The 26,111-nt window shown below is 72.8% G+C and carries 21 protein-coding genes; 12 read left to right on the top strand and 9 right to left on the bottom strand.

Translation table 11 applies throughout. From position 1 onward, the window contains the following. Nucleotides 1-16 precede the first annotated feature (16 nt). A complete protein-coding gene (locus WME97_RS21645; RefSeq protein ID WP_437554513.1) occupies nucleotides 17-1,396 on the top strand; it encodes a serine/threonine-protein kinase in 1,380 nt (459 codons plus the stop codon). 138 nt (nucleotides 1,397-1,534) lie between these two features. Beyond that, entirely contained in the window at nucleotides 1,535-2,344 is an 810-nt protein-coding gene (locus tag WME97_RS21640; RefSeq protein ID WP_437554511.1) for a hypothetical protein, read from the top strand. Here the strand turns inward: WME97_RS21640 and WME97_RS21635 are convergent. Together WME97_RS21635 and WME97_RS21630 are read right to left on the bottom strand one after the other, a co-directional pair. After that, nucleotides 2,305-2,568 (bottom strand): GlsB/YeaQ/YmgE family stress response membrane protein, encoded by a 264-nt coding sequence (locus WME97_RS21635; protein WP_437538714.1) that lies wholly within the window; start codon nucleotides 2,566-2,568, stop codon nucleotides 2,305-2,307. The two genes, WME97_RS21640 and WME97_RS21635, sit on opposite strands and share 40 nt — an antisense overlap. A gap of 489 nt (nucleotides 2,569-3,057) precedes the next feature. Continuing rightward, entirely contained in the window at nucleotides 3,058-4,902 is a 1,845-nt protein-coding gene (locus WME97_RS21630) for a protein kinase domain-containing protein (RefSeq protein ID WP_437554510.1), read from the bottom strand. A gap of 252 nt (nucleotides 4,903-5,154) precedes the next feature. Here WME97_RS21630 and WME97_RS21625 point away from each other — a divergent pair, with 252 nt between their 5' ends. Continuing rightward, nucleotides 5,155-6,234, top strand: coding sequence for a hypothetical protein (locus tag WME97_RS21625; RefSeq protein WP_437554508.1), 1,080 nt, complete (start codon nucleotides 5,155-5,157; stop codon nucleotides 6,232-6,234). Between the two features lie 26 nt (nucleotides 6,235-6,260). On the opposite strand, the gene WME97_RS21620 is transcribed toward WME97_RS21625, so the two are convergent. Further along, nucleotides 6,261-7,766: a protein kinase domain-containing protein gene (locus WME97_RS21620; protein WP_437554506.1), complete on the bottom strand. Its 1,506-nt coding sequence runs from the start codon at nucleotides 7,764-7,766 to the stop codon at nucleotides 6,261-6,263. Nucleotides 7,767-8,047: 281 nt separating this feature from the next. On the opposite strand from WME97_RS21620, the gene WME97_RS21615 reads away from it, so the two are divergent. Together WME97_RS21615 and WME97_RS21610 are read left to right on the top strand one after the other, a co-directional pair. Next, nucleotides 8,048-10,579, top strand: a complete 2,532-nt coding sequence (locus WME97_RS21615) for a hypothetical protein (RefSeq protein ID WP_437554504.1) — start codon at nucleotides 8,048-8,050, stop codon at nucleotides 10,577-10,579. A 25-nt stretch (nucleotides 10,580-10,604) separates the two neighbouring features. Further along, on the top strand, nucleotides 10,605-12,791 hold the full coding sequence (locus WME97_RS21610) for an ATP-binding protein (protein ID WP_437554502.1): 2,187 nt from the start codon (nucleotides 10,605-10,607) through the stop codon (nucleotides 12,789-12,791). A 37-nt stretch (nucleotides 12,792-12,828) separates the two neighbouring features. On the opposite strand, the gene WME97_RS21605 is transcribed toward WME97_RS21610, so the two are convergent. The 4 genes from WME97_RS21605 to WME97_RS21590 form a co-directional block, all read right to left on the bottom strand. Beyond that, nucleotides 12,829-14,019 carry a phosphodiester glycosidase family protein gene (locus WME97_RS21605; protein ID WP_437554500.1) on the bottom strand — a complete coding sequence of 397 codons (1,191 nt, stop codon included), beginning with the start codon at nucleotides 14,017-14,019 and terminating at the stop codon, nucleotides 12,829-12,831. A gap of 159 nt (nucleotides 14,020-14,178) precedes the next feature. Then, nucleotides 14,179-14,670, bottom strand: coding sequence for a hypothetical protein (locus tag WME97_RS21600; protein WP_437554498.1), 492 nt, complete (start codon nucleotides 14,668-14,670; stop codon nucleotides 14,179-14,181). After that, complete coding sequence (locus WME97_RS21595) at nucleotides 14,667-15,173, bottom strand: hypothetical protein (protein WP_012236567.1); 507 nt, start codon at nucleotides 15,171-15,173, stop codon at nucleotides 14,667-14,669. Before WME97_RS21595 ends, WME97_RS21600 begins: the two co-directional genes overlap by 4 nt. A gap of 244 nt (nucleotides 15,174-15,417) precedes the next feature. Beyond that, a complete protein-coding gene (locus tag WME97_RS21590) occupies nucleotides 15,418-16,200 on the bottom strand; it encodes a hypothetical protein (protein ID WP_437554496.1) in 783 nt (260 codons plus the stop codon). 136 nt (nucleotides 16,201-16,336) lie between these two features. Between WME97_RS21590 and mutY the strand changes: the two genes are divergently transcribed. Next, nucleotides 16,337-17,758, top strand: a complete 1,422-nt coding sequence (gene mutY / locus WME97_RS21585) for an A/G-specific adenine glycosylase (RefSeq protein ID WP_437554494.1) — start codon at nucleotides 16,337-16,339, stop codon at nucleotides 17,756-17,758. Nucleotides 17,759-18,139: 381 nt separating this feature from the next. Continuing rightward, on the top strand, nucleotides 18,140-18,295 hold the full coding sequence (locus tag WME97_RS21580; protein ID WP_020736650.1) for a hypothetical protein: 156 nt from the start codon (nucleotides 18,140-18,142) through the stop codon (nucleotides 18,293-18,295). A gap of 78 nt (nucleotides 18,296-18,373) precedes the next feature. On the opposite strand, the gene WME97_RS21575 is transcribed toward WME97_RS21580, so the two are convergent. Further along, nucleotides 18,374-18,937, bottom strand: coding sequence for a hypothetical protein (locus WME97_RS21575; RefSeq protein WP_437554492.1), 564 nt, complete (start codon nucleotides 18,935-18,937; stop codon nucleotides 18,374-18,376). Nucleotides 18,938-19,126: 189 nt separating this feature from the next. On the opposite strand from WME97_RS21575, the gene WME97_RS21570 reads away from it, so the two are divergent. From WME97_RS21570 to WME97_RS21560, 3 genes are read left to right on the top strand one after another with little or no spacing between them, the layout of a single operon-like run. Beyond that, the gene (locus WME97_RS21570) at nucleotides 19,127-19,804 is read left to right on the top strand and encodes a hypothetical protein (protein WP_437554491.1); all 678 of its coding nucleotides are present in this window, start codon (nucleotides 19,127-19,129) and stop codon (nucleotides 19,802-19,804) included. Next, nucleotides 19,801-20,211: a hypothetical protein gene (locus tag WME97_RS21565; protein WP_437554489.1), complete on the top strand. Its 411-nt coding sequence runs from the start codon at nucleotides 19,801-19,803 to the stop codon at nucleotides 20,209-20,211. The genes WME97_RS21570 and WME97_RS21565 overlap by 4 nt, the downstream gene beginning before the upstream one ends. Continuing rightward, complete coding sequence (locus WME97_RS21560) at nucleotides 20,208-21,242, top strand: hypothetical protein (RefSeq protein WP_437554487.1); 1,035 nt, start codon at nucleotides 20,208-20,210, stop codon at nucleotides 21,240-21,242. The genes WME97_RS21565 and WME97_RS21560 overlap by 4 nt, the downstream gene beginning before the upstream one ends. A gap of 43 nt (nucleotides 21,243-21,285) precedes the next feature. On the opposite strand, the gene WME97_RS21555 is transcribed toward WME97_RS21560, so the two are convergent. Next, complete coding sequence (locus tag WME97_RS21555; RefSeq protein ID WP_437554485.1) at nucleotides 21,286-22,698, bottom strand: sulfatase; 1,413 nt, start codon at nucleotides 22,696-22,698, stop codon at nucleotides 21,286-21,288. 167 nt (nucleotides 22,699-22,865) lie between these two features. Between WME97_RS21555 and WME97_RS21550 the strand changes: the two genes are divergently transcribed. Beyond that, a complete protein-coding gene (locus WME97_RS21550; protein ID WP_437554483.1) occupies nucleotides 22,866-23,963 on the top strand; it encodes a hypothetical protein in 1,098 nt (365 codons plus the stop codon). 24 nt (nucleotides 23,964-23,987) lie between these two features. After that, nucleotides 23,988-26,072, top strand: a complete 2,085-nt coding sequence (locus WME97_RS21545) for a hypothetical protein (RefSeq protein ID WP_437554481.1) — start codon at nucleotides 23,988-23,990, stop codon at nucleotides 26,070-26,072. Nucleotides 26,073-26,111 lie beyond the last annotated feature (39 nt).

Here is a 26,111-nt window from a genome sequence, read left to right as displayed (position 1 = left end):
GTGGAGATATCGAGAGATGGACCTGCCCATGGGCGACGGCGGCTATGCGTTGCTCGCGCGCCTGTCGGCAGGCGGCATGGCGGAGCTGTTCCTCGCGTGCCGGCGCGGGCCGGCAGGTATCGCCCACCCCGTCGTCGTGAAGCGTCTTCGCCCCGAGGCGAGGCGAGATCCGTCGATCGTGCGGATGTTCCTCTGGGAGGCCTGGATCAGCGCCCGGCTCCAGCACCCCAACGTGATCCGGTTCCACGACTTCGTCGTTCACGAAGGACGCCATCACCTCGTGATCGAGTACGTCCCGGGCTGCGATCTGGCCGCCGCCGCGCGCTCTCTCTTCGCGGAGGGGCGGCCGTTCCCGCTCGAGGCGGCCATCGAGATCGGCCTGGGCGTGCTGCGGGCGCTCGGGCACGCGCACGGGCTCCGCGACGATGGCGGGAAGCTCGTCGGCCTCGTGCACCGCGACGTGAGCCCGCAGAACGTGCTCCTCTCGCTCGAGGGTGAGATCAAGCTCATCGACTTCGGCGTCGCGCAGATGACGGCGATGAGCGGCATGGAGGAGGCCGGCCCCTTCGGCTCCCCGGGCTCGTCCGACGACGCGGCCCCGTCGAGCGGCGGCGGCACGGTGAAGGGAAAGCTCGGCTATGTGGCGCCCGAGCAGCTGCGCGGGCAGAGGGTCGACGCGCGGGCCGATCTCTTCGCGGTCGGCGTGATCCTCTTCGAGCTGCTGACGGCGCGTCGCCTCTTCCACCGCAAGGACGACGGCGCGACGATGGGCGCGGTGCTCTCCGGCGAGGTGCCGGCGATCGCGCCGCTCCGCCCCGCGTGCCCGGCGCTGCTCGAGGAGGCGATCCGGCGCGCGCTCGCGCGCGATCCCGAGGGCCGCTTCGAGACCGCGGCGCAGATGGAAGAGGCGCTCGCCGAGGTGCTCGCCTCGCTGCGCCGAGCGCCGAGCGGCGGCGACGAGCCGAGCTCGAGCGAGCGCGGGCTGCTCGCGGGTCAGGAGATCGCCGCGCTCGTGCGCGAGGTCGCGAGCGGGCGCGATCGGCACCGGTCGCTGCTCGTGCGGGGCTGCCGGAGGTCCGTCGGGTCTCGCGGGCGCACGGGCGCGCGGCGGATCGCCGCGGGCCGCTCAGGGGACGATCGCGGCGAGGTGACGCCAACGCTGCGCGGGACAGACGCACACCCCTCTGCGCCGGAAGGAGGGAGCGAGCGCAGCGAGGCCAGGAGCGCCGTCACGCCCCACTGGAGGGACGCGCGCCCGCTGCGGCGCGTTCGGCTCCTGCCCTGGCTCGTGATCGCGGCGGTGACCTTCGCCGCAGGGGCGCTCGCGGGCAGGGCGATCGGCGCCTTCGACGGCGGCGTTGCGCCGGCGAGCCGCGGCGCGCCCCGCGACGGATGAGCGCTCCGACGCCGGCGCCGCGGAGCGCCGCTAGACCTGGGAGATCTCCATTCGGCGCCGCGGTCGTGAGGCGTCGAACGCGAACGGCCGTTGGTGTTGGCGCGGATAGCGACGGGCTCGCTAGCCTTGTCCGGCCTGATGCCCGTCCGGAATCTCCTGAGTCGTTCCCTCCCGATCGCTGCGCTGGCTGTCCCGTTCCTCGCGAGCTTCACGAGCAGAAGCGCGGTGCCGTGCCCGGTCGCCGGTGCGCCGGCGGAGCCGACGGAGCTCGGCGCGGCCATCGAGCGGCAGCCGATCTGTGTCGGATCGACGGTCGCGAGCGCGGGCGAGCTCGGCGACGTCCTGTACTACCGCAGCTCGGTCGGAGAGCACGGCGAGGTCTCCGTCGGGTATTACGCGTTCTTCTCGGAGGAACGGCCGTGGGGCAACAACTGGCTGACCTGGACCGTGCTGCCCGCGCTCGCGGTGGACCTCGTCTACACGCACGCGCTGCTCTTCGCTCCGGGAGTCCAGCGCGCCGTCTACGGCAAGGGCGATGTCGAGGGGTTCAGGATCGTCTACAGCGTCGGCGAGGGGGGGCAGCTCACCGCCAAGCACGGCGCAGCGGACCGCGGTGATCACGGCGAGGTGCAGCTCGAGCGCTCGGATCTGCTCTCGATCGATCCCGAACGCCCTACCGTCTACTCGCGGTGGTGGAGCCACCAGCTCGGCGGGCGGGGCGCGGGGCCGGACGATCTCGTCTATCACCGCTGCTTTGGCGCGGGCGCCATCCGGCCGCTGCCGCCGGAGGTAGCGCTCGATTTCCGTCTGGATCGCCGCGCCGCGCCGGCCCGCGTGGTGCCTGCCGCCGCGCTGCTCGGGCGGCTCTCTGCCTCGCGGCGGGGCGAGCCCGTCGAGGGCGGGAGCGATCAGGGCCTCGTCGCTCGCCGGCCGATCGTCGCGTTGTAGATGGCGAGGATGACGATGGCGCCCAGGATCGACGTGAAGAAGCCGCCGCTCGACTGATACGACGGATAGAGCCCCAGCGCCCTGCCGACGAAGCCGCCGAGCAAGGAGCCGGCCACGCCCAGCAGCGCTGTGACCACGAAGCCACCCGGGTCGCGGCCAGGGGTCAGCAGCTTGGCGATGACGCCGACGATGAGGCCAAACAGGATCCACAACAGCACGGACATGGTTCGCTCCTCTCGACACCGCGTGACGCCGAGGCCCGTCCTCCCGCGTCGATGTGGAGGCCAGCGTCCAGCGTTTCGTCCGGCTCAGCGTCTGCAGACGACGTGCCGCGCGCGGTGAGCTCCGTTCGCACCGCCATGAAGCGGAGACCCGGTGGCCAGCGTGAACTGCGTCGCCATCGGGCGCGCTGCGCTGGGCATCGGCTGTACATCGGCGCGCAGCGGCGCGCGCGAGATCGAGGTTCGCGGCGCGCTCGGCGCGCTCGGGGCGCGGGGTGAGCGCTTCGTTCGCACCGCGCGCGCCTCAGCCCTCGCCGTCGGTCTGCTTGTTGTCGTTCCTCGATCGCTCCGAGCTCGATCCGGGCGTCGCGTCGGCAGGCGCTGGCGCGTCACCCGGGCCCGTTGGCCCGCCGTGTCCCGGTGCGCACCCGCGCCCGCAACGCGCGCACACGAGCAGCGCCGCGGACCCGGCGTGCGGCCCGGCTGGGGCGTTCACCGTGGCGGTCCCGCAGGGCAGCTGGGGTCCGGCTCCGGGGCGCGCACCGGCGATGCGCGCCCCTCGGCGGTCGGGGGCGCCTCGCCGCCGCGCTCTGGCGATGGCGAGGTGAGCGTGGCGAGCGCGGCGCTTGCAGCGTTGAAGAGCAGGCACAGCGATCCGCCGAGCACCGTGGCAGCGACGGTGCCGATCACGACCGGAGCGAGACGCCCGCGCCGACGTCGGCGCAGCGCGACCAGGCTCCGCGATCCGCTGGATCGGTGCGCTCGAAGCAAGAAGAGCGGCTCGAGCGTCGGAGTGCGCTGGGCGCTGGCCGGAGCGTGCGCGGGAGGCGACGCCTCGGAGGGCGGGGGTGCCGCGTCCACCGGCGGCGCGCCGTCCGGCGCCGGGGGCGAGGCCGCCTCGACGAGCGCGGCCGGGGGGCAAGGCGTGGAGCGATGGCCGACCCACGTTGGAGCGGGCGAGTCGTCTCGCCGCGTGGTCGGCGGAGAGCAGGGCCGATCGAGGTGCGCGCTCTCTGGCAGAGACGGCGAGCGATGGCCCACCCATGTCGAGGCTCCCGCGGAGCGCGCCGTGGCGGCGTCCTCCGCGGAGGACCTCCAGGGCGACGAGGACGCCGTCGCTTGGCGCGCGCCCTCCGACGGGCGCGGAGAGCGGCTGAGCGCGGCGTGCTCGTCGGCGGCGGAGCGCGCCCGGCGAAGCGCGATGTACCCGAGCGCCTCGCGCAGCGCGCGCGCGCTCTGCGGGCGATCGTCTGGATTTTTGCGCAGGCACTGGAGGATCAGCGCCTCGAGATCCGGATCGAACGCCGGATGGAGCGCGCTCGGTCGGGGCGGCGGGGACTCGACGTGCGCGGCGGCGAGCGCGACGGGCGTCGGGCGCTCGAAGGGGAGCCGCCCTGTCGCCATCTCGAAGAGCAGCACGCCGCACGCGTAGACGTCGCTCCGCGCATCGACACGCTGCCCTGCGGCTTGCTCCGGGCTCATGTAGGCGGGGGTCCCGATGACGAGCCTGCCGCCGTCCTCGTCGGGTACGGGGAGCAGGGGCGAGCCGCCGAACGCGCCGGACCGGTCGTCGTGGATCAGCTTTGCCGTCCCGAAGTCGAGGAGCTTCACCTGCTCGAACGGCGCCCCGTCGTCGTCGATGCGGGGCACAAGGCGGATGTTCTCGGGCTTGACGTCGCGGTGGATGACGCCCGCGTCGTGCGCGTGCTGCAGCGCGGAGCACAGCTGGCGCATGATCGAGACGATGCGCTCCGGGGGCAGGATCGGCGTGGCGTTCAGGAGGTCGATGAGGTCCTCGCCGTCGAGGTGCTCGGTGACCAGGTACCAGAGGCTGGGCGGGGCCGCCTCGTGGCCGCCAGAGGTCGCGCCGGGCGCGCCGTGTAGAGTCACCGGCTCGCAGCCGAAATCGAGGACGCGCACGATGTTCGGGTGATCGAGCCGGCTCGCCGCCAGCGCTTCGACGTGGAACCTCAGCACCGCGTCTCCGGCGCGGACGCCGCCGGAGCGCGACCTCTCGTCGGAGCGCGACCTCTCGCTCATGCCGCTCGATCCTCGGTGGCCGGCGCCCTCTCCGCGCGGCGACGCCGCGACGCGCGTCGTGCAGACGCGGTGGCTCGCTCTGCCGCCCACGCGCGGCGCGGCGACGCGCTCGTGGATGACCTTCACCGCGCACGCGCGCCCGAGCCCGAGGTGCCGCGCGCGGTAGACGCGCCCCATCGCGCCGGCGCCGATCATCTGCTCGACGAGGTACCGCCCCCCGAGAAGGCGTCCCCTGAGGAATCGCTCCGAGGACGGGAGTCCCGCGTCGAGGGGCGCGGAGGCGCGGAGGCAATCCATGGCGCGTTCCACGCAGCAGAATGGGTGCCATCGCGCTGTGCGGACGGTTCACAGCGGCCGCGACACGGAGCGTCGGGCGCGGCCGCGCCGCGGGCGCCCTGCGCCGGCGCTCGCGGCGCGGCTCCGAGCGGACCGCGCGCCGCGCGCATTTCGCCCGGGAAAACCCCGCCTCCGCCCGGGCAGCGGCGCCGCGAGGGCTGATTTGTTCCGTTGTCGACGGCGTGTGATAGCGTGGCGCGCGAGGAGGCCTGAGTGCTCTTGAGACGATGCGTTCCGTTCGCTGCGGCGCTGTTCCTGCTGCTCCCGACAGGCGAGGCACTTGCGCAGTCGGACCAGGACAGAGCAGCGGCCCGGTCGCTGGCCACGCAGGGCGCCGAAGCGTTCACGTCCGGCCGCTTCGAGGAGGCGATCGATCTGTTGGGTCGCGCCGAGGCGCTCGTGCACGCTCCGACGCACCTCCTGCTGACGGCGCGCGCACAGGTGCGCCTCGGTCGGCTCGTCGCTGCGAAGGAGACCTACCTGAGGATCGTCCGCGAGGAGCTCCCGCCCACCGCGCCGTCTCCCTTCAAGAGGGCGCAGCAGGACGCGAGGGAGGAGCTCGCCGCGATCGATCCCAGGATCGCGTCGCTGCGCATCGCGCTGGAGGGCGCCGCCGGCCGGAAGATCGGCGTGAAGCTGGACGGCCAGCCGGTCGCGGACGCGCTGCTCGGCGTGCATCGCCCGATCGATCCGGGGAATCACGTGGTCACCGTGGTTCCGCCGGGCCTCGCGCCGATCGAGCAGGGGGTCACCATCGGCGACGGCGAGCGGAAGGAGCTGAAGATCCCGGTCCCGGAAGGCCCGGCCGTGGTCCCCCCGCCGGGAGGCTCGGTCGAAGGGCAGGGCACCTGGGGCGGTGGGCAGACCGAGGTCCCCCCTGTCGCCCCGCCTGGCACTTCGGAGCGAAAGACGAACGCGGCGATGCTGGGCGGAGGCATCGCGGCCACGGCGCTCGGGCTCGGCGGTGTCGTGGTGGGCTCGGTGTTCCTGGCCAAGAGCAGCGGGACGCAGAAAGAAGCGAACGACCTCAGCGCCGAGCGTGGGTGCGAATCGCAGAGCGTTGCCGGCGGGGAGTGCAGCCCGGCGATCCAGGCCCAGATCAAGTCGCTCGACGCCAATGCTGCGTCACAGCAGACGATCGGTGCGGTCGGCCTCATCGGGGGCGGCGTGCTGCTCGCCGGCGGCGTGACGCTGCTCGTACTGGAGCTGACGTCCAAGCCGGAGCCCTCGAGCTCGGCCTGGATCGCCCCCTACGTAACGCCGACCGGGCTCGGGGTGCGCGGCGCGTTCTGATCCGATCGCTCTGCGTGGCGCCGGCGTCAGTAGCCGAAGTCGCCCGGTACCCCCGGCTTTTGCGGCTTCTGGGGCGAGGTGCTCGGCTTCGTCGACGGCGTCGTCTGCGGCGGCTTCGTGACGGGCAACGGCTTCGTCTGAGGAGGCTGTGGGCGCGGCGGGAGCGGCTTCACCTGGGCCGAGGAGGCCGTCGGCGCCGCGACGGGCTCGGCGGTGACGGGCGGAGCGGGCCCTGTGGCCGTGGCGCTCGCGGTGACGATTGGCTCGGTCGGCGGGGCGGTCGGCGGCGTGGGCGGCGGGGGCGTGGGCGCCGGGATGGCCGTCGCGCCGACCGCGCTCGGATCCGCGGTCGCCGCGCCCGTCGTCCCGCTGTGTCCGAAGGCGAGCCAGACGGCGACACCCGCGCCCAACAAGCTGACCGCCCCGGCGATCGCGGCGAGGAGCGGCATCCTGGACGGCGGGCGCGTCGAGCGGCCCGTGACCCCTGACGAGGCGCCCCACGAATTCGCGGTCAGCTGCGGCGTCTGGCCCATGCCGGGCATGGCCGGCGCATTCTGGCCACCCCACGGCGTCTCGGTGCGGGTGGGCGGAGGGGTGGCCGTCTCGGGCTGGGACGGGAGCGACAGCCGGGGGAAGGACGTCCGCCCCGTGGTCAGCAAGGCCAGGCTGGGCCGCGCTGCGGCCCAGGCGAGGAGCGCGTTCTTGAACTCCGCGCAGCTCTGGAAGCGGCTCCCCGGCTCGCGCGCCATCGCCTTCTGGATGATCCCGGAGAACTCGGCGTCGAGGTCGGGCACGAGCTGCTGGGGCAGGGGGGCCGGCTCGAGCACGATCTTGAAGAGCAGCTCGTTGAAGGTCGCCGCATCGAACGGCACCTGCCCGGTCGTCGCCTGAAAGAGCAGAACGCCCATGGCGTAGATGTCGGTCCGCTGATCCACGGGGCTGGAGCCGCGCGCCTGCTCCGGCGACATGTAGTACGGCGTCCCGACCACCGCGCCCGTGCGCGTCATGCTCATCTCCGAGCCGGCGAGCTGCGAGAACTTCGAGACGCCGAAATCGAGCACCTTCACGAAGTTGCTGAGGCCGGCCTTCGACGGGATGACGAAGATGTTGTCGGGCTTGAGATCGCGGTGGATGATCCCCGCGGCGTGCGCGGCGCCGAGCGCCTCGAGCACCTGCACCATGATCGGCACGGTGAGCTCCGGCCCGAGCCGTCCCATCCGCTCGATCTTGGCCCCGAGGGTCTCTCCCTCGAGGTACTCCATGACCATGTACCGCGTGCCGTCCGGCAGCACGCCGAGGTCGAGCACCTCGCAGATGTGATCGGAGCCGATGCGCGCCGCGGCCTGGGCCTCGCGCTCGAAGCGCGCGACGGACTCGGCCTGGCTCGAGATGTTCGCGTGCAGCAGCTTGATGGCGACGCGGCGCCGGATGCGCAGGTTCTCGCCTTCGAAGACCGCGCCCATGCCCCCCTGGCCGAGCAGCCGGACGATCCGGTACTTGCCGTCGATGATCTCGCCGACCAACGGATTCATGACAGCGTTCCCGGTCCGGAGAAGCAAATCACGCCGCCAGGCTAGCACGGTCGCCCGAGGCCGGCCTACGCCCTCGCAGGGCGACGAGGGGCGTCGCCTTCAACCGCCGCCGTGCGGCGTGGACGCCCCACACGAGGAACGAGGATCGATGGCGTCGGCGCGCGGCCGCCTGAGCGCCGGAGCGCCGGAGCGCCGGAGCGCCGGAGCGCCTGACAACGAACGCCCCGCTGCCGCGATCCCCGGGCCGGCGCAGGGGATCTTCGTGATAACGTCGCCCACGTATGCCGGTTTACGAGCTGTCCGTCGATGGTGCGCTGGTCCGCGAGGCGGAGAAGATCGTCTCCCTCGAGGGCCGCGCGTTCCCGACGCTCGTCATGCGCTGGGAATCGCGCCTCTTCGACCAACCTTGGCTCACGACGCTGGTGCTCGATTACGTGATCGCGTTACCGCCGCTCATCGTCGGGCAGGCGACGTTCAACGAGGTCAGGATTGCCGCCTTCACCGGGGGCGCCGGCACGAAGTTCATGTACTTCGGCACCGAGATGAGCGCGAGCGTGCCTCGCATCGCGCCCGAGATGGAGAACACGATCGCCCCGACCGCGCTCTACCAGGAGTTCCGCCTGGACGAGCAGACTTGCCCGATCCCCTATCTGAAGCTGATCCAGGTCAGTCCGCGCATCTACGGTGAAGGGCTCCAGAACTACTACTCGCCGCCGATCAAGGTCGAGCGCTACGACGGCGTGGCCTCGCCGGAGCAGATCGCGGACTTCTTCCCGAAGGTCGTCGCGAACCTCGATCCGGTGAAGGGGACGACGCTGGTCGATCCCGCGCAGGGCTTCTGGACCGGCGCGCGCTTCCTCGGCGCGACGTCCATCGCCATCCTCCGACAGGGCCGCGTGGTCGGGCTGCACCGCCGCACTGGAAAGACCGACAAGGATCCGATCCCGCCGGAGGTGAAGCGGCGCGATCCGCGGCTCGACGTGCGCGCCGACTGGGTCGCCGTGGACGTCGGCGCGGCGTCGACGGTCGTCGCCGTCCGGGGCGAGCGCGGGGGCGCCGAGTTCGTCCGGATCGGCGCCGACGCGCCGATCCGGGTGTCTGCCGACAACGAGAACCCGAGCGAGGTGGCGTTCGAGGCGCTGGCCCGGACGACGAAGGCCTGGCGCGATCGGGTGATCCTGCCCATGACGCGCTGGGGCGACGTGCTCGTGGGGCACGCAGCGCGCGACATGCGCGTCCGGGCGGGCGCCGACGTCCACGAGCGCGCCGCGGCCTCCCTGCCGGCCCTCCCGCTCCTGCGCGAGCGGACCGAGCGCGGCGAGCCGTTCCGCCTCCGGGGCAGGAGCGACCCCGACACGACCGAGGCGCTTAAGAAGCCGGCGCCGCCCATCATCGACGAGGAAGGGATCGGCGCGCACGACCCGTTCGATCCGCTGGAGCTCTACGCGTACTACGTCGGCCTGCACCTGAACCAGCGCTCGCGGGGGCTCTCCACGCGCTACGCGATCACGATGCCGACGGGCTGGTCGCCCGAGCGCCGCGAGAGCGTTCTCGTCGCCTTCCGCCGCGGCATGTTCCGGAGCCTGCCCGCGGGCCTCTGCGAGTACCACGACCTCGACGGCCTGCAGGTCGTCGACGCAGGTCCGTCCGCGATCGCCTATGCGGTCCAGGCGTTCCGGATGTTCGGGATCCAGCCGCGGGACGGCGGCGTCCCGTTCTGCGTCATCGACGCCGGGGCCAGCGAGGCGGGGCTCGCCTTCGGCATCCTGCGGAGCGCGAAGGCGCACGAGGCCGCCCAGGGGCTGGAGCGGATGGTCGAGTACCTCGAGCCCACGGCGATCCCCTGGCTCGGAGGCGAGCGGCTCCTCCACCGGATCGCCTACAGGGTGTACTCGTCCAGCCAGGCCGCGATGCGCGATCGCCGGATCCCCTTCGAGCGCCCGCCCGAGGAGGAGCCGATCGACGGCGCGGAAGGCCTGCTCGCTCCGTCCCCCGATGGGCGCGCCAATGCGTGGGCGCTCAAGGAGCTGCTGCGGCCTCTCCTCGAGGGGGGGCCGAGCGCGACGGTCGCGGAGCGGCTCTCGCTGGTCGGGCTCGACGGGGAGCCGGTCGTCGTGCCGCTCTCGATCGACCGCGGCGCGCTGGGCGGCGCGCTCGACGCGTGGTTCCGGGACGGGGTCGATGTGGTCCGCCGGCACCTCGAGGGCGCGGTGGCGAAGATCGGGCGCGAGCCGGATCCTTACCAGGGGCTCAGGATCCTGCTCGGCGGGCGCCTCGGGATGAACCAGCGCTTCGCGGAGCTGCTCGCAGGCGTGCTGCCGGCGGGCGTGCAGGTGCACCGCTTCAAGGAGCCGGACAAGGCCAACCTGGGCGCCCCCACCGTGAAGATGGCGGCCGCGCTCGGCGCGCTGTCGCTCCGGTTCGATCGGATCGGGGCCACGCTCCGCGCGGAGAAGCGCGACGCGTTCCGCTACCGCGTCGGGCGCGCCCGCCACGGGCAGCTCGCGGACGTCCTGGATCCGTCCGTCGACTACGACGTCTGGCGGGAGGTCGGCGCTTGCTTGAAGCCCGAGGTCGAGCTCCTGTTCATGGCCGCCGACGATGAGGGGGAGGTCGCGGCGGACGATCCGCGCGTGCGCCGCGCGGTCTGCGCGCTCGGGCGCGGCGCCGTCGGACAGCGGCTCTATGTCCGGGCCGTCGGGCCGGCCCGCGCGGAGATCAGCGTGGGGCCGCCCGGCGGTGAGCCGGCCTCTGGCGCCGTCTGCTGGACGGTCCACCTCGATAGCGGCGCCGCAGAGAAGACCGGCGGCTGAGCGCATGGGGGCTCCGCGGCTTCACGTGCCACACGACGATCTCGATCCCGAGGGACAGGTCCACGCCGGTGCAGCGCCAGGCGGCCTGGCCGAGGTCCATCAGGCCGAGGCCCGGCTGGCCGCGCACCTCGCGACGACGAGCGCGCTGTGCGAGGCGGCCTCGCTCGCGGAGGCTGCTCCGCGCGTGCTCGCCGCGCTGCTCGACCACCTCGGCTGGGACGTCGCCGCGCTCTGGCTCGCGGAGCCGGAGCCGAGCGCCGCGGGCGACGCGCCGCGGTCCGCGGCGAGAGCGAGCGCGCTCCGCTGCGTCGCGGCCCGGTCGGCGGCGCACGGCGATCGCGAGGCGCTCGCGGAGGTGCTCCGCGAGGGGTCGAGCCTCGCCGCCGAGTCCGATCTCGTCGGCGACGCCTTCCGGCGCGGCGCGCCGGTGTTCCGCGCCAGCGTGGGCGGCGTCGTCGACGTCGTCGAGCATGCCGCGCGCGCGCCGGGCTGGGAGCGCGCGGCGTGCGCCGTCCCGATCCCGTGCGGCCCCCGCGTCGCCGGGGTGATCGAGCTGAGGAGCCGCGCCCCGCACCGCGGCGACGAGCAGCTGCTCCGCGTCCTTGCGTCCGTGGGCAGCCAGATCGGGCAGAGCATCGAGCGGTGGCGCGCCGAGCGGGAGGGCGCGCGCGCCGCGGGCGAGCTCCGCGCGCTATTTCAGGCCATCCCCGATCTCTGCTTCCGCCTCGACGCCGAGCTGCAGATCGTCGACTACAACCAGCCGCGGCTCTCCGAGCTCCACGTCGCGGCGGAGGCGCTGTCGGGCAAGCGCATGACCGAGGTGCTCCCCCTGGAGCTCGGGGAGCGGCTCGAGCGCGCGAGCCAGGAGGCTCACGAGGCGGGCGCCGTGGTCGCGCTCGAGCACGCCGTCGCGAGCGCCGGCGGAGAGCGGCACGTCGAGGCGCGGGTGATGCCGTTCCTCGAGGGGCACGTCCTCGTCCTCGTCCGCGACATCACCGAGCGGCGGCGCACCGAGGAGGCGCTCCGGCAGCGCGAGGAGCGCTCGCGCGAGTCGCAGAAGATGGAGGCGCTCGGCCGGCTGGCCGGCGGCATCGCCCACGACTTCAACAACATGCTCATGGTGATGCTCGGCTACGGCGAGCTCCTCATTCGCCGCCTCGGGCCCGACAGCGCGCTGCGGCGCGACGCCCTCCAGGTCACGAAGGCCGGGGAGCGCGCCGCGGCGCTCACGCGGCAGCTCCTCGCGATGAGCCGCCGCAAGGCCCTGCAGCGCGAGGTGCTCGACGTCAACGCGGTCGTGCTCGACATGCAGACGATGCTGCAGCGCCTCATCGGCGAGGACATCGATCTGCAGACGAACGTCGGCCGGGATCTCGGCTCGATCAAGGTCGACAAGAGCCAGCTGGAGCAGGTCGTCCTGAACCTCGTCGTGAACGCGCGCGACGCGATGCCGAGGGGCGGCAAGCTCGTCGTCGAGACCTCCCTGGGCGAGCCTGGCGAGAGCCCAGCGGCGAGGTCCTTCGCGCCAGCGGAGCGCGACGACGACGACGCGCCCGCCGCTGGAGGCCCCCCCTACGTCGTGCTCTCGGTGACCGACAGCGGCAACGGGATGGATCACGACACGCTCTCGCACCTGTTCGAGCCGTTCTTCACGACGAAGGCGCGAGGCAAGGGCACGGGGCTGGGCCTCGCCACGGTGTACGGGATCGTGAGCCAGAGCGGCGGGCTCATCGAGGTCGAGAGCGAGCTCGGGCGCGGCACGACGTTCCGCGTCTACCTCCCGCGCGTCGAGGAGCGCGCCGAGGTGGCGCCCGCTCGGGCGCGGCCGTCGCCGGCGGGCGGCGACGAGACGGTGCTCGTCGTCGAGGACGACGACGCCGTCCGCAAGCTCATCGTCGATGTGCTCGAGCGGCGCGGCTACGGCGTGCTCTCGGCCGCGAGCGGTGAGGAAGCGCTGGCGATGCTCGCGCGGGACGGGGAAGACGCGGTGGATCTCCTGCTCACCGATCTCGTGATGCCGGGCATGAACGGCCGCGAGCTCGCCGAGCGCGCCGTCGCGATCCACCCGCGCGCGCGTGTGCTGTACATCTCCGGCTACGCCGAGGACGTCCTCGCGGGCGCCGAGCCCGATCGCGAGCTCGCGCTGCTGCAGAAGCCGTTCACCCCCGAGACCCTCGCGCACCGCCTGCGCGAGGTGCTCGATCGCCGTTAGCGACGCGCGCTCTCCCGGGCGCGGCGAGGGCCGGTGGTCACCGCCCGCCGCGCTCGAGGGCGTCGCTTTCGGGCGCCGGATCGGCGATCCCGAGCGGCGCCGACGGCCGACGGCGTCGCAGGTAGAAGAAGTCGCGCTGCGCCGGCTCCGCGACGTACTCCTCGGGCTTGAACTGCACGTCCGGGATCAGCGCCGAGCTGGCGCGTGGACCCGCTCCGTCCGCGCCGCGACCGTACAGGAGGAAGCGCGGGTAGGCGTGGTTGACGTCGAGCTCCGCCACGTCGTGCGCGCCCGCGGCCTTCATCCCGCGGGCGAGGCTGCGGGCCGTGACGGCCTCGCCGAGCCCGTAGAAGAGCAGCTTGCCCGTCGCGTCGACGCCGAGCGCCGAGCGCCGGATCACCGTCTCGCCGCTCACCGTCGCGCCCCAGTCCCGGTTCGAGTCGTACAGCGCGTGGTGGAGCTCGCCCTGCTCGACCAGGCAAGGCGGCGTCTGCCGGTACGCGGCCATGCGGGCCTCCCCGTCGCGCAGCTCGGGCCAGGTTCGGATCCGCACCGCGCCGCTGCGGTAGAGCGCGATCGTGCACGCCCTGTCGCGCGGCAGAAGGAACGTGTCGCCGTCGAGCATCATCCCGTAGTGGCCGTGCATCGCCTTGAAGCCCCCGTTGAAGGCGGCGACGAGCTCCGCGGCGTGGCCTCCCGGCACGAGGCCAGGGCGTCGCTCTGCCGGGATGTCCGGCGAGAACGGCTCCTTCGTGCCCGCGACCAGCCGGAGGTCGACGCGCCCGAGATCGATCGCCACCACCGCGATGGCCGCGAACACGCGCTTCGGGTCGGGGTGCACGACGCTCTTCCAGAGCACCTGCGCCTCGCCGGGCCGGGCGGCGCTGTCGGCGATCGGCGTCCAGACGCCGTCACCGGTGGCCGCGACCTCGGGGAAGGGCGGCTGGAACGAGGCGGGCGACGTGACCGTCTCCGCCTCCGGGCCATCAGCGCTCTTCAGGGCCTCCGCGGCGGCGGCGGGCGGGGGCTCCCAGAAGGTCTTCGGGGCCGCGTCGCGGTAGACGGCCCGGTTCAGCCGATCGGCGACGCCGTAGGCCACGTCCTCGGCCCACGCGACAGGCGCAGGGCCGACCACGGCGCGCACGCCGTCGGCGAGGGCCGGGCCGAAGCCGCGGACCTCGTGGATGCCGTACCAGAGCGCCTCGACGGCGATCGCGCAGATCGCCACGCAACGCAGCGCGCGCTCGGGCCAGCGAGCGCGGGATCGCCGCCTGCGCAGGGACCCGCTCGCAGAAGGGGGCGAAGGGTTGTCCAAGGCGATACCGAGGTTACCCGATCGCGCGGGCAGCCCCAAATTTCGGGATTCGAGCGAGCGCCGCGGCGCTCGTTACGGCTGCCCGTGCGCCATCGTCCGAGGGCCGTCCTTGAACAGGATCTCGATCTTTCCCCGATCGATGACCTTCGCGACCACGCCGTCGCCGAACTTGCTGTGGTGGATCAGCTCGCCCTCGCCGAAGGTCAGCGTGATGCGGTACGGCTTGAACGCCCCGGACGGCTGTCCCGCGATGGCGCGTTCCCACGCGAGCGTCTGATCGCGCTCGGCGCGCTGTGCGGCCGTGAGGCGCTCCGCGCCGCCGCCGCGCGGCGAGCTTGACGCCGCCCGCGGCTCGCTGCTGCTCCGAGCGGAGGCGCGCGCCGCCGCGCGGTTCTCCCGCTCGCTCTTTGGCTGGCGGTAGAGGTGGTGCGACATGCACGTCTTGCACTCGACCTTCTTCACCACGTCGCCGACCATCGCGATGATGCGATGGGTGAGATCGAGGCGGCACTTGGTGCACCAGGCGTCGACTTCGCCGCCCGTCCTAAGCTTTTTCGTCGTCACTTCTCCTCACGGCGCCGGTCTCGCCCGGTCTCTTTGCTTCGGTCTTTGACGTTCACCTGAGCGGTGACCTCCGGCTTCGGCAACCCGGTCCTCGGCTCGTCCTGGCTGTCGTCTCTCTTGGCCGCTTCGTTGGGAATGAAGCGGATCTCGGTCTTGATCTCGAAGGAGAGCTTCGTCAGCACCTTCGTGATCTCGTCCGCAAACTGGGTGTGCTCGAGCACGTCCCGGATCTCCTTCGCGACGACCCGGTAGAGACCGTTCTTGGTCTCGTCGATCTGGGTGTAGAGGTAGTGGAGGACCTCTTTGGGCAGCTTGAGGTCGCCCACGAAGTGTCGGAGGTTCTCGGGCCCCTCGCTGAGCTTGTCGATGCCGCTCTCGACGGCGCGCTCGACCACGCGCTTGAAAATCTCGGGGATAGCGCGCTCGAAGAGGCGTTTCTTCTCGCCTTCGCCTTCCACCTTGTCCCCTTCGTCCTCGCGGAGCGGCTCGGTGTCGTCGGCCATGGCTCGGGCTCCCCTAGCGGGACGGGGCGGCCACGTCAATGCAGGGGTGCGTGCGGGGTGCCGGCGTCGCGCCATGGTCCATGGATCTGCCGGATTTTGATGACGATGGGGAGCCTTTCGCGCGCGTCCGGCAGACGAGAAAGCTCTGCCTTTGATCGCTCGGCAGCGGACACTGCAGTGACCCGGACGGAAACCGTGCGCCCGCGATGTCCGTGGATCGGGCGATGGTCGAGGCGGCGCCAGCTCAGAGCTCCTCGTAGGCGTCCGTCTCGCTGCTCATTTCGTACGTCTCGTCCTCTCCCGCTTCCGTGCCGGCATCACCTTGGCGCGCTCGTTTGTAGGACTTCAGCATCCAGACCTCCGCTGCGAACCGGCCACTGCCGCGGCGGGCGCTGATCTCCACGGTGGCGTTGTCGTCCTCGAGCGGGCAGAAGGGCCGATCCGGCTGGACGATCGGCCACGCGTCCTCGGTGCCGTCGCTCGCGATCATCGCCCCGCGGCTGCTCCGCACGGCGACGTCCAGGTTGAGGACCCCCGGTCCGCCGACGGCGAACACCCGGTAACACGCGCCCCGGACCGCCTGCAGCTTCTCCGTGACGATCGCGCCGCCTTCGGCCACCTGCCCTTCGATCGGCTTCGGCGAGATCCGGCGCATGCCGTTCTCCGGGCCGCAGAGCAGCGACAGGCGCGTCACGTCCTTCAGCGGATCGCCGCTGATCCTGAAGTTCCCATAGCAGCGTACCCAGGGACCTCCGACGCGCACCGGGAGGACCGGCAGATCGAGATCCGTGCGTGCTCCGGCGTCGCCCTCGTCCTGTCCCGCGTCGGCGTCCGCGAGCCCGCCGGTCCCGATCGTCGCGGCTGGGTGCGGCGGCGCTGCCGAGAGCACGACCGCCGGGCCTGGCTTGCCCTCCCAGGGGCGCGGCTCGTCGCGGCACCCAGGCGCGACGAGCCAGAGGAACAGCGCGGCGCAGAGCCGCGCTGCCCGAGGGAGCAGCTGGGGTGGGCAGGGGCGCCGGGACGACACCGCGGTCGGCTCTTGCGCTAGAGTCCCGCGCGATGGAAGCGTTTTCTGAGCACCGCGAGCGGCAGCCGCGCAACCTCAGCGATCCGTGCGACCTCGGCGATCCGCGTCGACAGCGTAGAGGCAGGGCCTTTCGCGCGTGAGCACGACGTCCCGGCCGCCCGCGCGCAAGCGCGCGGGCGCAGACCAGCAACAACCCGCGCGCAAGCGCGCGGGCGCAGACCAGCAACAACCCGCGCGCAAGCGCGCGGGCGCAGACCAGCAACAACCCGCGCGCAAGCGCGCGGGCGCAGACCAGCAACAACCCGCGCGCAAGCGCGCGGGCGCAGACCAGCGACCCGCGCGCAGCCGTGCGAGCGGGGGCGAGGATGATCAGGCGCGGCAGCGCTCCCCGCGCCGCCGCGCCTCGTCCGGTGAGCAGGGCGCGGCCGCCCCGCCGCCCGCCGCGCCGGACCCGGGCGAGCGCGACCGGGAGATCGCGGCCGCCCTCGGGGCCTGGTTCAGCCGCGTCGCGCGCGACCTGCCGTGGCGGAGGACGCGCGACCCCTACGCGATCTGGCTGAGCGAGGTGATGCTCCAGCAGACCCGCGTCGAGACGGTGATCCCGTACTACGAGCGCTTCCTCGCCCGCTACCCCACGGTCTTCGCCCTGGCCTCCGCCGAGATCGACGACGTGCTCTCGCTCTGGAGCGGCCTCGGTTACTACCGCCGCGCCCGCGTGCTCCACCTCGCCGCGCGCGAGGTCACCGCGCGCCACGACGGCGCGCTCCCTCGCGACGTCTCCGCGCTGCTCGCCCTGCCCGGCGTCGGCGCATACACAGCGGGCGCGATCGCGAGCATCGCGTACGATCAGCCGGTGCCGCTCGTCGACGGCAACGTCGCCCGGGTGCTCTCCCGCATCGAGGGCATCGACGACGACATCCGCAGCGCCTCGGGCACGCGCAAGCTCTGGTCCACGGCCGAACGCCTCGTGCGGGGCTCGGCGGACCACGTCCATCCCGGACGCTTCAACCAGGCCTTGATGGAGCTCGGCGCCACCGTGTGCACGCCCCGGAATCCCCGCTGCGATGCCTGCCCCGTCGACGGCGCGTGCGTCGCGCGCGCCACGGGGCGGCAGGCGGAGCTGCCGGTGATCGCCCCGAAACGCGACGTCCCGGCGGTCGCGATGGTCGCCGCGGTGGTGCGGTCAGGCGATCGCGTGCTCTTCGTCCGGCGCGCCGAGGGAGGTCTCTTCGGCGGGCTCTGGGAGCCGCCCATGGTCGAGGCGCGCTCGCTCGCGGACGCCCGCGCACTCCTGGAGCTGGTGGGCGTCACACGTGACGCGGCGCTCCGCGAGGTCGGCCGCGTGCGCCACATCCTCACGCACCGGCGCCTCCACGTGACGGTGGCGCGCGCCGAGGTGGCGGCCCCCTGGCGCTTCCGGGCAAAGCTTGCCTCCCCCTACGAGAAGGCGGCGTGGCTCGATCCGGGCGCGCTGGATATCGGCGTTTCCAAGCTCGCGCGAAAGGTCCTGTCCGCGGCATCGGCGCCGGACGCCGGAACGGCGCGAAGACCGCGATGACCGCGCGCGGGCGGGCTGAACGCCTGCGCGCCTCGCCCGTCGGCGAGGCCGGAGACGGCTCGAAATCGCGGTGTTGCGGCGCTCCGGGCGCGCCGCGCTCCGCTGCGGGCGGGGAGCGGCGCCGCTTGCGGCCGAGCCGCAGCGACGCAGCGGCGCGGGCCAGGGCGAAAGCCATATGTCGCCGTGGAACGCCGCGGACCGGGGCGCTGCTGCGCCAACGTCGTGGCATGGAAGGCGCTTGGTGAGATGACGGGCAGGCCCTCTAGCCTCGCGGCGCCGGCGGTGGCCGGAGCTCGATTCAAGCCTGGGAGCTCAAGCGACATGGATGCGCGACGACGGACCACAGAGACGCTGCCCACGGCGAGCGCACCTGTGCGATCCATGACGGTGATGGCGGACGACGGAGCGCTGTACGTGCTGCCGCTGTGCGAGCGGATCGTGCTCGATGTGCTGGCCTACGAGGACGAAGGCCTGCTGGCCTTCATCCGCATCGACGGAGAGGTGGTGGCGGAGCTGCCCGTGCTCGGTCAGGCGTGACCGGGCCGGACCTCGTCGCGCGCCGCGCGTGACGGCGCGCCGCGACCTCGCGCGGTCACGCACGGCGCGCGCTGCCTGTCAGCCCGCGTGCCGCCGCATCCGCTGGGTCACCGGTTGCTCGTCCTCTGCTTCGGCGTCCGGTTCCACGGACTCGACGTCCTCGTCTTCCAGGAGATAGGGCAGATCGCCGTCGTCGTCGTCGTGCGACATCACGACGTCGCTGATGTCCTGGCCCCTCGTCGCGCCTTCCAGGAACTCAGCCCCGAGGTCGCTCGCCAGATCGGCGGCGGCGTCGGCGGCGTCGGGGTTCACCTCGAACTCGGTGCTGCCGGCGTCGTTGGGGTGGTGGTGGTAGCCGCGGACCTCGTCGTCGAGCGTCGGGATCACGTCGCTGATCTCGCTGCGCGGGTTCACCTTGCCCCGCAGCGGCGGCGCCGCCGCGGCGTCGAGCATGTCGACGAACGGATCGTCCAGCTCGCTCGCGCCGGCCCACGTCGCGGCTTCATGGGCCGGCTTGCGCGGCCTTCCCGGTTCGCTGCGATCTTCTCGTTCTCGACGCCGCGTCGTGCTGGCGCGCGGCGCGCGCAACGCCGACGGCTGTGCGGCGGTGCCTTGCCTGCCTCGGGTGCTTGAATTGCTCACGGTGGTCTCACCATGCAGGGTCCGGTCCGCAGGTGAAGCGGGCGGATACGCAGCGGTGGCGAGCGCCGTGCCGGGGGCGCGCGGCGCCGTCGCCGGGCGGCGATGCCGTGGAGAGGCTCGCGCGGCGCGCGGCCGGGACGCAATTGAGCGTGCCAGCGGGCGCTGCCTCGGGGTAGAAGGCTCGTGGCCATGCTGGAACTCCGGACCGGGCTCGCGCTGGTGGCGGTTCTGCTCGGGGCATCCTCGGGGCGCGCCGCCGCGGCCCAGCCCGCCGCAGACCGCGGCGCCGAGGGGGCTGCCGCGCCGCTGCCCGGCGAGGATCGCGGCGGCGCCGAGCTCGACGCGTACCGCGCGCTCGCGCGGCCACCGGGGACGGCGGGCCGGGTCGTGTCGACCGTCGCGATGGGGAAGGGGATCCGGTTCAACAACCCCTACCGCCTGCAGACGCAGCTCGGCGAGACGGCGGAGTCGCTCTCGCTCACCGCGGGGTACCTCGATCTCGGGGTCGCGCTCGCGCTGGGGCCGGCCGACGGCGTTCAGCACGGCGGGGCGCTGCGCTTCTCGGTCGCCGTCGGCGGCGTCCCGCAGGAGTCGCTCACGCCGAGCTACTTCGTCGCTTACCGCGGCCTCTCGCGCGTGCTCGGGTACGGGCGGCTCGGCGCGGCGATCCTGATCGAGCCCGACGTGAACGTCGGCGGCGAGCTCGCCCTGGGGCTCGGGTATTCCCTGCTCGCGGGCGTCGCGCTTTCGGGCGAGATCGTCGGGGATCTCTTCTATGGCGCCGCGACGTACGACGCGGCGTACACCGTCTATCCCGTCGTCTCGGCGCAGCTCGGGCTCATGATCGATCACGAGCTCTTGCCATGAGCTTGCCGGAGCGCGAGCGTCGAGGCGGGCGCCCCCGGGCGAAGGAAATCGCCGGCGTGGCGGCGCTGCTGCTCTTCGTGGGCATCGCGCCGGTGGTCGGCGACATCGGCAGCTGCGGGCAGGCGCCGGAGGAGCTCGACCCGTACAAGTTCTTCGCCCTGAAGGCGCAGATCGACTGCGCCCGGTGTGACGAGTGCGGCGTGCTCACGCGCGCCTGCGACGCCGCCTGCGCCTTCGAGGCTGCGCCGGAGCTCCCGGCCGGCTGCTATCCGCTGGTCCACGACGGCGAGGTGTGCCTGCACAAGCTCAAGTTCGCGAGCTGCGACGAGTACCGCGGCCACATGGCCGACGAAGGCGCGTCGACCCCGACCGAGTGCAATTTTTGCCCACTGGAAGAGGCGCCATGAGCGGGCGTGGCGCAGTCGCTTCCCGCCGGCGCCTTGCGACTTCCGCTCGGAGCTTCTCGTTCGCGGCGCTCGTCGCGGTCCTGTCCGGGTGCGCCTCGAAGCCGGCGCTCCTGGCGAGCTACGACGACTACGCGGCGTACCGGGCGACGCGCGTCTCGAGGACGCTCGAGGGGCGGCTCTCGGCGGCGTCGGCCTACCTGGAGCGCCATCCGCGCGGGGCCTTCGCCGGCGAGGTGCGCGCGTACCTCACGCGGGCCGAGCCGATCTATTACGCAGCGAAGCGCAGGACGGCCGCGGGCCTCACCGCGTACCTCGCGACGCTGCCCAGGGGCGCGTTCCGCGATGAGGCGACCCACCGGCTGCGCGAGCTCGTCCGCGAGCGCAGCGCCGGCGACGTCCTCTCGCGCGCCGCTCAGGAGACGGAGGCGCAGCTCGCGACGCAGCGCGCGGATCGCGCGCGGGTCGGCGAGGAGGTCACCGCGTGGCTGCGCCGGTTCCTGGACAGGGGGGCCTGGGGGCGGCCCCTCGCAGAGGCGCCGGCGGAGGTGATCGTCCCGTTCAGCCTGGCGCTTCCGCCTCCCCGCTGCGCGCCCGCCGACGAGCGGGCAGGCCCGGGCGCAGCGGTCTGCGCGAAGCGGATCCCGCTCTGGTTCGTCGTGACGGCCGAGGGCGAGAGCGCGCCGCGGCAGGCGGAGATCGAGGTCGCCGTCCTCGAGGACGCGGCGGGCCGCCCGATCGAGGTCGCGATCCGCGGGCCTGCGCTCTTCACGCGCCTCGAGGAGGCGCGCTCGGCGCGCGAGGTCGCCCCGGACGACGCGATGGGCCGCATCGGAGGCATCGCCCTGGCGGTCGAGCTCGCGCGCAGCGCCTTCGCGGCGCGCGTCTCGAGCGATCCGTCGTGCGGCCGCCAGGCGGTGGCGCCCGTCGTGCTCCACCTCGAGTGCGAAGGCGCCCGCCTCGTGGCGCGCGCCGGGATCGAGGAGGGTGAGGACGACGTCGTGACGCTCACCGTCGCCCCGCCGGCGCGCTAGCGCTGCTCCTCGGCGGTGGCAGCGCGCGGCGCGGCGCTCCGCGCTAGCACCGCTTGTTGCTCTTCTTCCCCTTGAGCTTCGCCGTGTTCTTCGGGCACACGTCCTTGATGGCCGCGGAGCGCTCCTTGTAGAGCGCCTTCATCTCCTCGAAGACCGGCGCCTGCGTTCGCTTGAGATCCTTCGTCTCCCCCGGATCCGCGACGAGGTCGAAGAGGTCGAACGCGTCGTCGTCGCCGTACGCGATGAGCTTGTACTGCCCGTGGATGAGCGCCCTGCGCCGGTCGTTGTCGCTCGTCCGCGGAAGGTCGACGATGACGTCGCGCGGCTCCGGCGTCGCGCCGTGGAGCTCGGGCACCAGGCTCTTGCCGGGGAAGGACGGCTCTGCCGGCGCGCCGGTCAGCTCCAGGATCGTCGGCGCCAGGTCGATCGAGCTGCGAGGCACGTCGATCCGGCGCGGGGTGATCCCGGGCGCCTGGATCATCAGCGGCACGTGGGTGAGCACGTCCCACACCTCGAAGCCGTGGCGGAACATCTTGTGCTCGCCGAACGCCTCGCCGTGGTCCGCGGTCACGATGATCGCCGTGTCCTTGCCCCACGGCTGCTGCGCCACGAAGTCCAGCAGCTTCCCGACGTGCATGTCGGTGAACCTGACCTCCCCGTCGTACTTGTCGCGGGCGCGCTTGCCGAACGTCGGGATCCCCTCGTGCGTCATGTACACGTCGTGCGGATCGAGGAAATGGAAGTACGCGAAGAAGGTGCCCGAGGTGTTCGCCTTGTCGGAGAGCATCTTCATCGCGAGCTCGAGGTGCCCCGGGCTCGTGACGTTCCGGTCGGTCGTGTTGTCGGCCGAGAGCCCCGGCACGATCTCGTACACGTCGAAGCCCTGACGGAAGCCCGCCTTCTGGTCGAAATAGAAGTGCGCGTGCGCGCTCATCGTCCGCACCCCGGCCTTCTGCAGGAGCTCCGGGAACATGAGGACGCTGTCGGGGTAGTTGCCGAAGAAGTAGCCGCTGCGATCGACCTCGCTCGGGTACCGCCCGGCGAGGAAGCCGCCGACGCTCATCGAGGTGTACGACGAGATCGCGTAGTGGCGGGTGTAGCTGACCGACTTCTTCTCGAACGCGGTGAGCACGGGCGCGATGTCGCGCTCGTAGCCGTTCCACGGCATGTCCGCGCGCAGGCTGTCGATCGAGACAACGAGGACGTTCAACCTCTCGCGCTGCCCTGCCGGCGCCCCCGCGGCGCCGTCCTTCCTGTCCGTCGCGGCGGTCGTCCCGGCGGTCTCTGCGGTGGCGGCCGGCGCCGCCGCCGCGGGCTCCTGCCGTGCCGCGGGCTCCGGCGTGCGCGCGGGCGGCGGCTGTCCGTCGCCGTCGCGAGAGCAGCCCGCTCCGGCGCTGGCGAGCGCGAGCGCGAGCGCCGCCGCGAGGCGCCGGCGGGCCAGACGCGGGGGCGCCATGGACGAGAGGGCCGGCGAGGAGGGCGCCCGAGGGCCTTCCGGTCCCGAGGCGCACATGGGTGAAGCGAGCGTGTGCATGGCCGCGTGCATGGCCGCCGTCTTACTCCGACTCGCGCCGCTCCGCCAAAAGCGCACACCACGGGCGAGTTCCGCTATGCTGTCGGGTCATGGCCCCGGTCCCTCGGAACCCTCCGCCGCTGCCGCCCTCGGGCCGATCGCAACCGGGGGGGAGGCCGGCGCACGAGCCGCCGAGGCCGCTCCCGCCCGACGCGCCGCGGCGCGTCGGCGAGCACGTCAGCCAGGCGCTGAAGGACCACATCACCGAGATGGCGCTCGGTCTGCTCGAGGAGCAGATGCAGGCGCGCATCGTCCACTACCGCGCCGATCTCGAGACCAACCCCGAGCTCGACGCGGTCACCGCGCAGGTCGTCGCCCAGCTGAAGGTGATCCAGGCGTCGGCGGGCGCCGCGGATCGCGGGGCGAAGAACCGCGATGCGATCCGCGACGCGCACGAGAAGACCCTCTGCGCCCTGCTCGAGCGGGTCATCCGCGAGGACGGCATCTCGCTGCTCGTCGAGCGGCGGCTCAAGAAGATCCACAGGAACCTGGCCCGCCTGTTCTTCCAGTCCGAGCTCCACGAGAAGACGCGCGGCCGCGACGGCGCACCGAAGGTGATCCACCACGGCGAGCAGGCGCTCTTCTACGTGCTGACCCGCTACAAGAACCGGATCGAGGTCGAGCTCGACGGCTTCGAGTTCGCGTCCGAGGACGCGCGGGAGCAGTCGTTCGAGCTGCTCGCGAAGCTGACGAAGGACATGCAGGACGCCTTCCTCGCGCGCCGATCCAGCGAGCTCAGGCGCATCGTCTCGGTGGTCCACGCCGTGCTCGTCGACTTCTTCAGCGTGCAGCTCGCCCAGAGCCTCGGCGAGATCTCCGCGCGGGTCGTGCAGGACGCGCGGACGTTCGAGGGCAGGGCGTACTCGTACAAGCTGACGAGCGAGGCGTTCCCCCGCTTCCGCGCCGCGTTCGAGCGCCACCTCATGGTGATGCTCGTCGGCTTCGCCGAGGACGAGCTGGTCGCCCAGCTCGCCGACACCGCGGGCGCCGAGCGCGATGAGACGATCCTCTTCATCACCGATCCCCACCTCTTCAGCATGATCTGCGGCGAGGTCTGCGAGGGGCTCTACGAGTTCCTCTGCAACGAGGGCTTTCTCGACCTGCCGCCCGACTGGCGCCGCGCCTCGGCGGCGCCCTCCGACAGCTGACGCAAGCAAAACCCAGGGACATTCATGAGACGGTACGACGTCGCGCGGGCGGGCTCCGGCCTGCTCCTCGCTCTCACGCTGCTCGCCGGCTGCGCGCGCGGCCCCGATGTGGACGCCTCGGGGCTCGCGCTGCGGCGCGTGGTCATCTACAGGAACGGCGTCGCGTATTTCGAGCGCCGAGGGCTCATCGACGCCGATCAGGTGACCTTCCGGGTGCGCAAGGAGAAGGTCGGCGACTTCCTCGCGACGCTCGCGGTCATCGAGGCCGGCGGCAGCAGCGTCCGGAGCGCGTCGTTCCCTGTCGAGGTCGACGACGGATCCGGCGAGGACGAGGGGCCGGATGAGCTCGGGCCCGAGGTGACGCCGCCGCCGAAGGACAAGGGCGCGGCGGCGGGGGAGAAGCGGCGCGACGACGAGCACGAGAAGGTGAAGCTCACCCTCGATGGGCGAGAGCACGATCTCGTGGTCGGCTACGTGGCGGAGACGCCGGTGTGGAGGCCGTCGTACCGGCTCGTGATGGGGTCGGGCGGGGCGCAGGGCGCAGCGCCGCGCGCGGACTCGAAGCAGGCGCACCTCCAGGCGTGGGGCATCGTGCAGAACCTCTCGGGCGAGGACTGGAAGGGGGTGAAGCTGTCGCTCGTGGCGGGCGCGCCGCTCGCGTTCCAGGCGACGCTCGACCAGGCGGCGATCCCGCCGCGCCCTGTCGTCAGCGACCAGGGCGAGGTGATCGCGTCCGTGCCGACGAGCGAGACGACGCTGGCCACCGAGGCCGCGCCGCCGCCTCCGCCGCCCGTCGCGCCTGCGCCCGCGGCGCCGGGCGACGACGGCGAGGGGTACGCGTTCGCCGACGAGGCCGAGCCGCAAATGGAGAAGAAGGAGGACGGCAGGCTGCGGTCGGCGAGGCGGGCAACGGTTGCCACGGCGCCCGCCGCGAAGCCGATGCCGAAGCTGAGCGATCGCGACGAGGCGCGCGCCGCCGGGCAGCACGCGGGGCCGCAGTTGAAGCGGTCAGCGGCGGCGCAGGCGCCGCCGCCCATGGTGATGAACCCCTCTCCGCCGCGCAACATGAGCGCGCTCGCCGCGGTCGCGATGGAGGCGGGCACGACCCGTTATGACATCCCGTTCCCTGTCGACATCCCCGACAAGAGCGCGACGATGGTCCTGCTCCTGGCCCGGCAGGTCCCCGGCGAGTCGATCTTCCTGTTCGCGCCTGACGGCGGCGTGCCCGCGTCGAGCTCTCACCCGTTCCGGGTGGCGCGCTTCACGAACGACACGAAGGGGCTGCTGGAGCGCGGCCCCATCGCCGTCTTCGAGAACGGCGCGTTCCTGGGCCAGGGCATGGTCGAGCCGCTGCCGCCGGGGGCCACGACGACGGTGCCGTTCGCGCTGGAGCGGGGCCTCGCCGTCGACACGACGCGCGAGGAGAACGCGGAGGGCGCGCGCCTCGCGAAGATCGAGGGCGGCGCGCTCGAGATCGAGCGCGACTGGGTCACGCACACGAAGTACGCCGTCCGCAACGGCGGCGACCTCGCGGCGAGGACGCTCGTGAAGCACCCCCGCTTGCACGGGACGCGGCTGCACGCGCCCCCGAAGGGCACGGAGGACAACGTCGGCACGGGCAGCGCGCTCGTTCCGATCGACGTGCCGCGGCGGGGGACGGCCGTGCTCGACGTGGACGAGCGACGGCTCTTCCGGCAGCAGATCGACTGGCTCGACCAGCTCGCCGACGACGCGGTGCAAGGCTACCTGAAGGACCCGCGCGCCGACGCGGCCGTGGCCAAGCAGCTCGGTCAGGCCTGGGACATCCGGGGCAAGCTCCGCCCCGCGATCGACGAGCGCGACAGGATCCTCGCCGAGCAGCAGCGCCTCGAGCAGCAGAGCCACGAGCTCCGCCAGAACCTCAGGGCCATCGAGAAGAACAAGACCGCCGACGAGCTCCGCCGCGACCTCACCGATCGGCTCGCGAAGGCGTCGGCGCGCCTCGACGAGATCACGAAGCGCGTCATCGTCCTCGAGATGCAGATCAACGAGCAGCAGATCCGCTTCCGCGATCTCACGAACGAGATCAAGCTCCTCGCCCCGCTGGCCCCGGTGCGCGCGGCTCCCTGAGCGCTGCTGTCCGGCTCCCCGGTTCCCGGTGGAAGGCGG

This window comes from Sorangium sp. So ce367 (assembly GCF_051520455.1).
Lineage (GTDB): Bacteria > Myxococcota_A > Polyangia > Polyangiales > Polyangiaceae > Sorangium > Sorangium cellulosum_B.
This window is presented reverse-complemented; position numbering and strand designations above follow the sequence as displayed.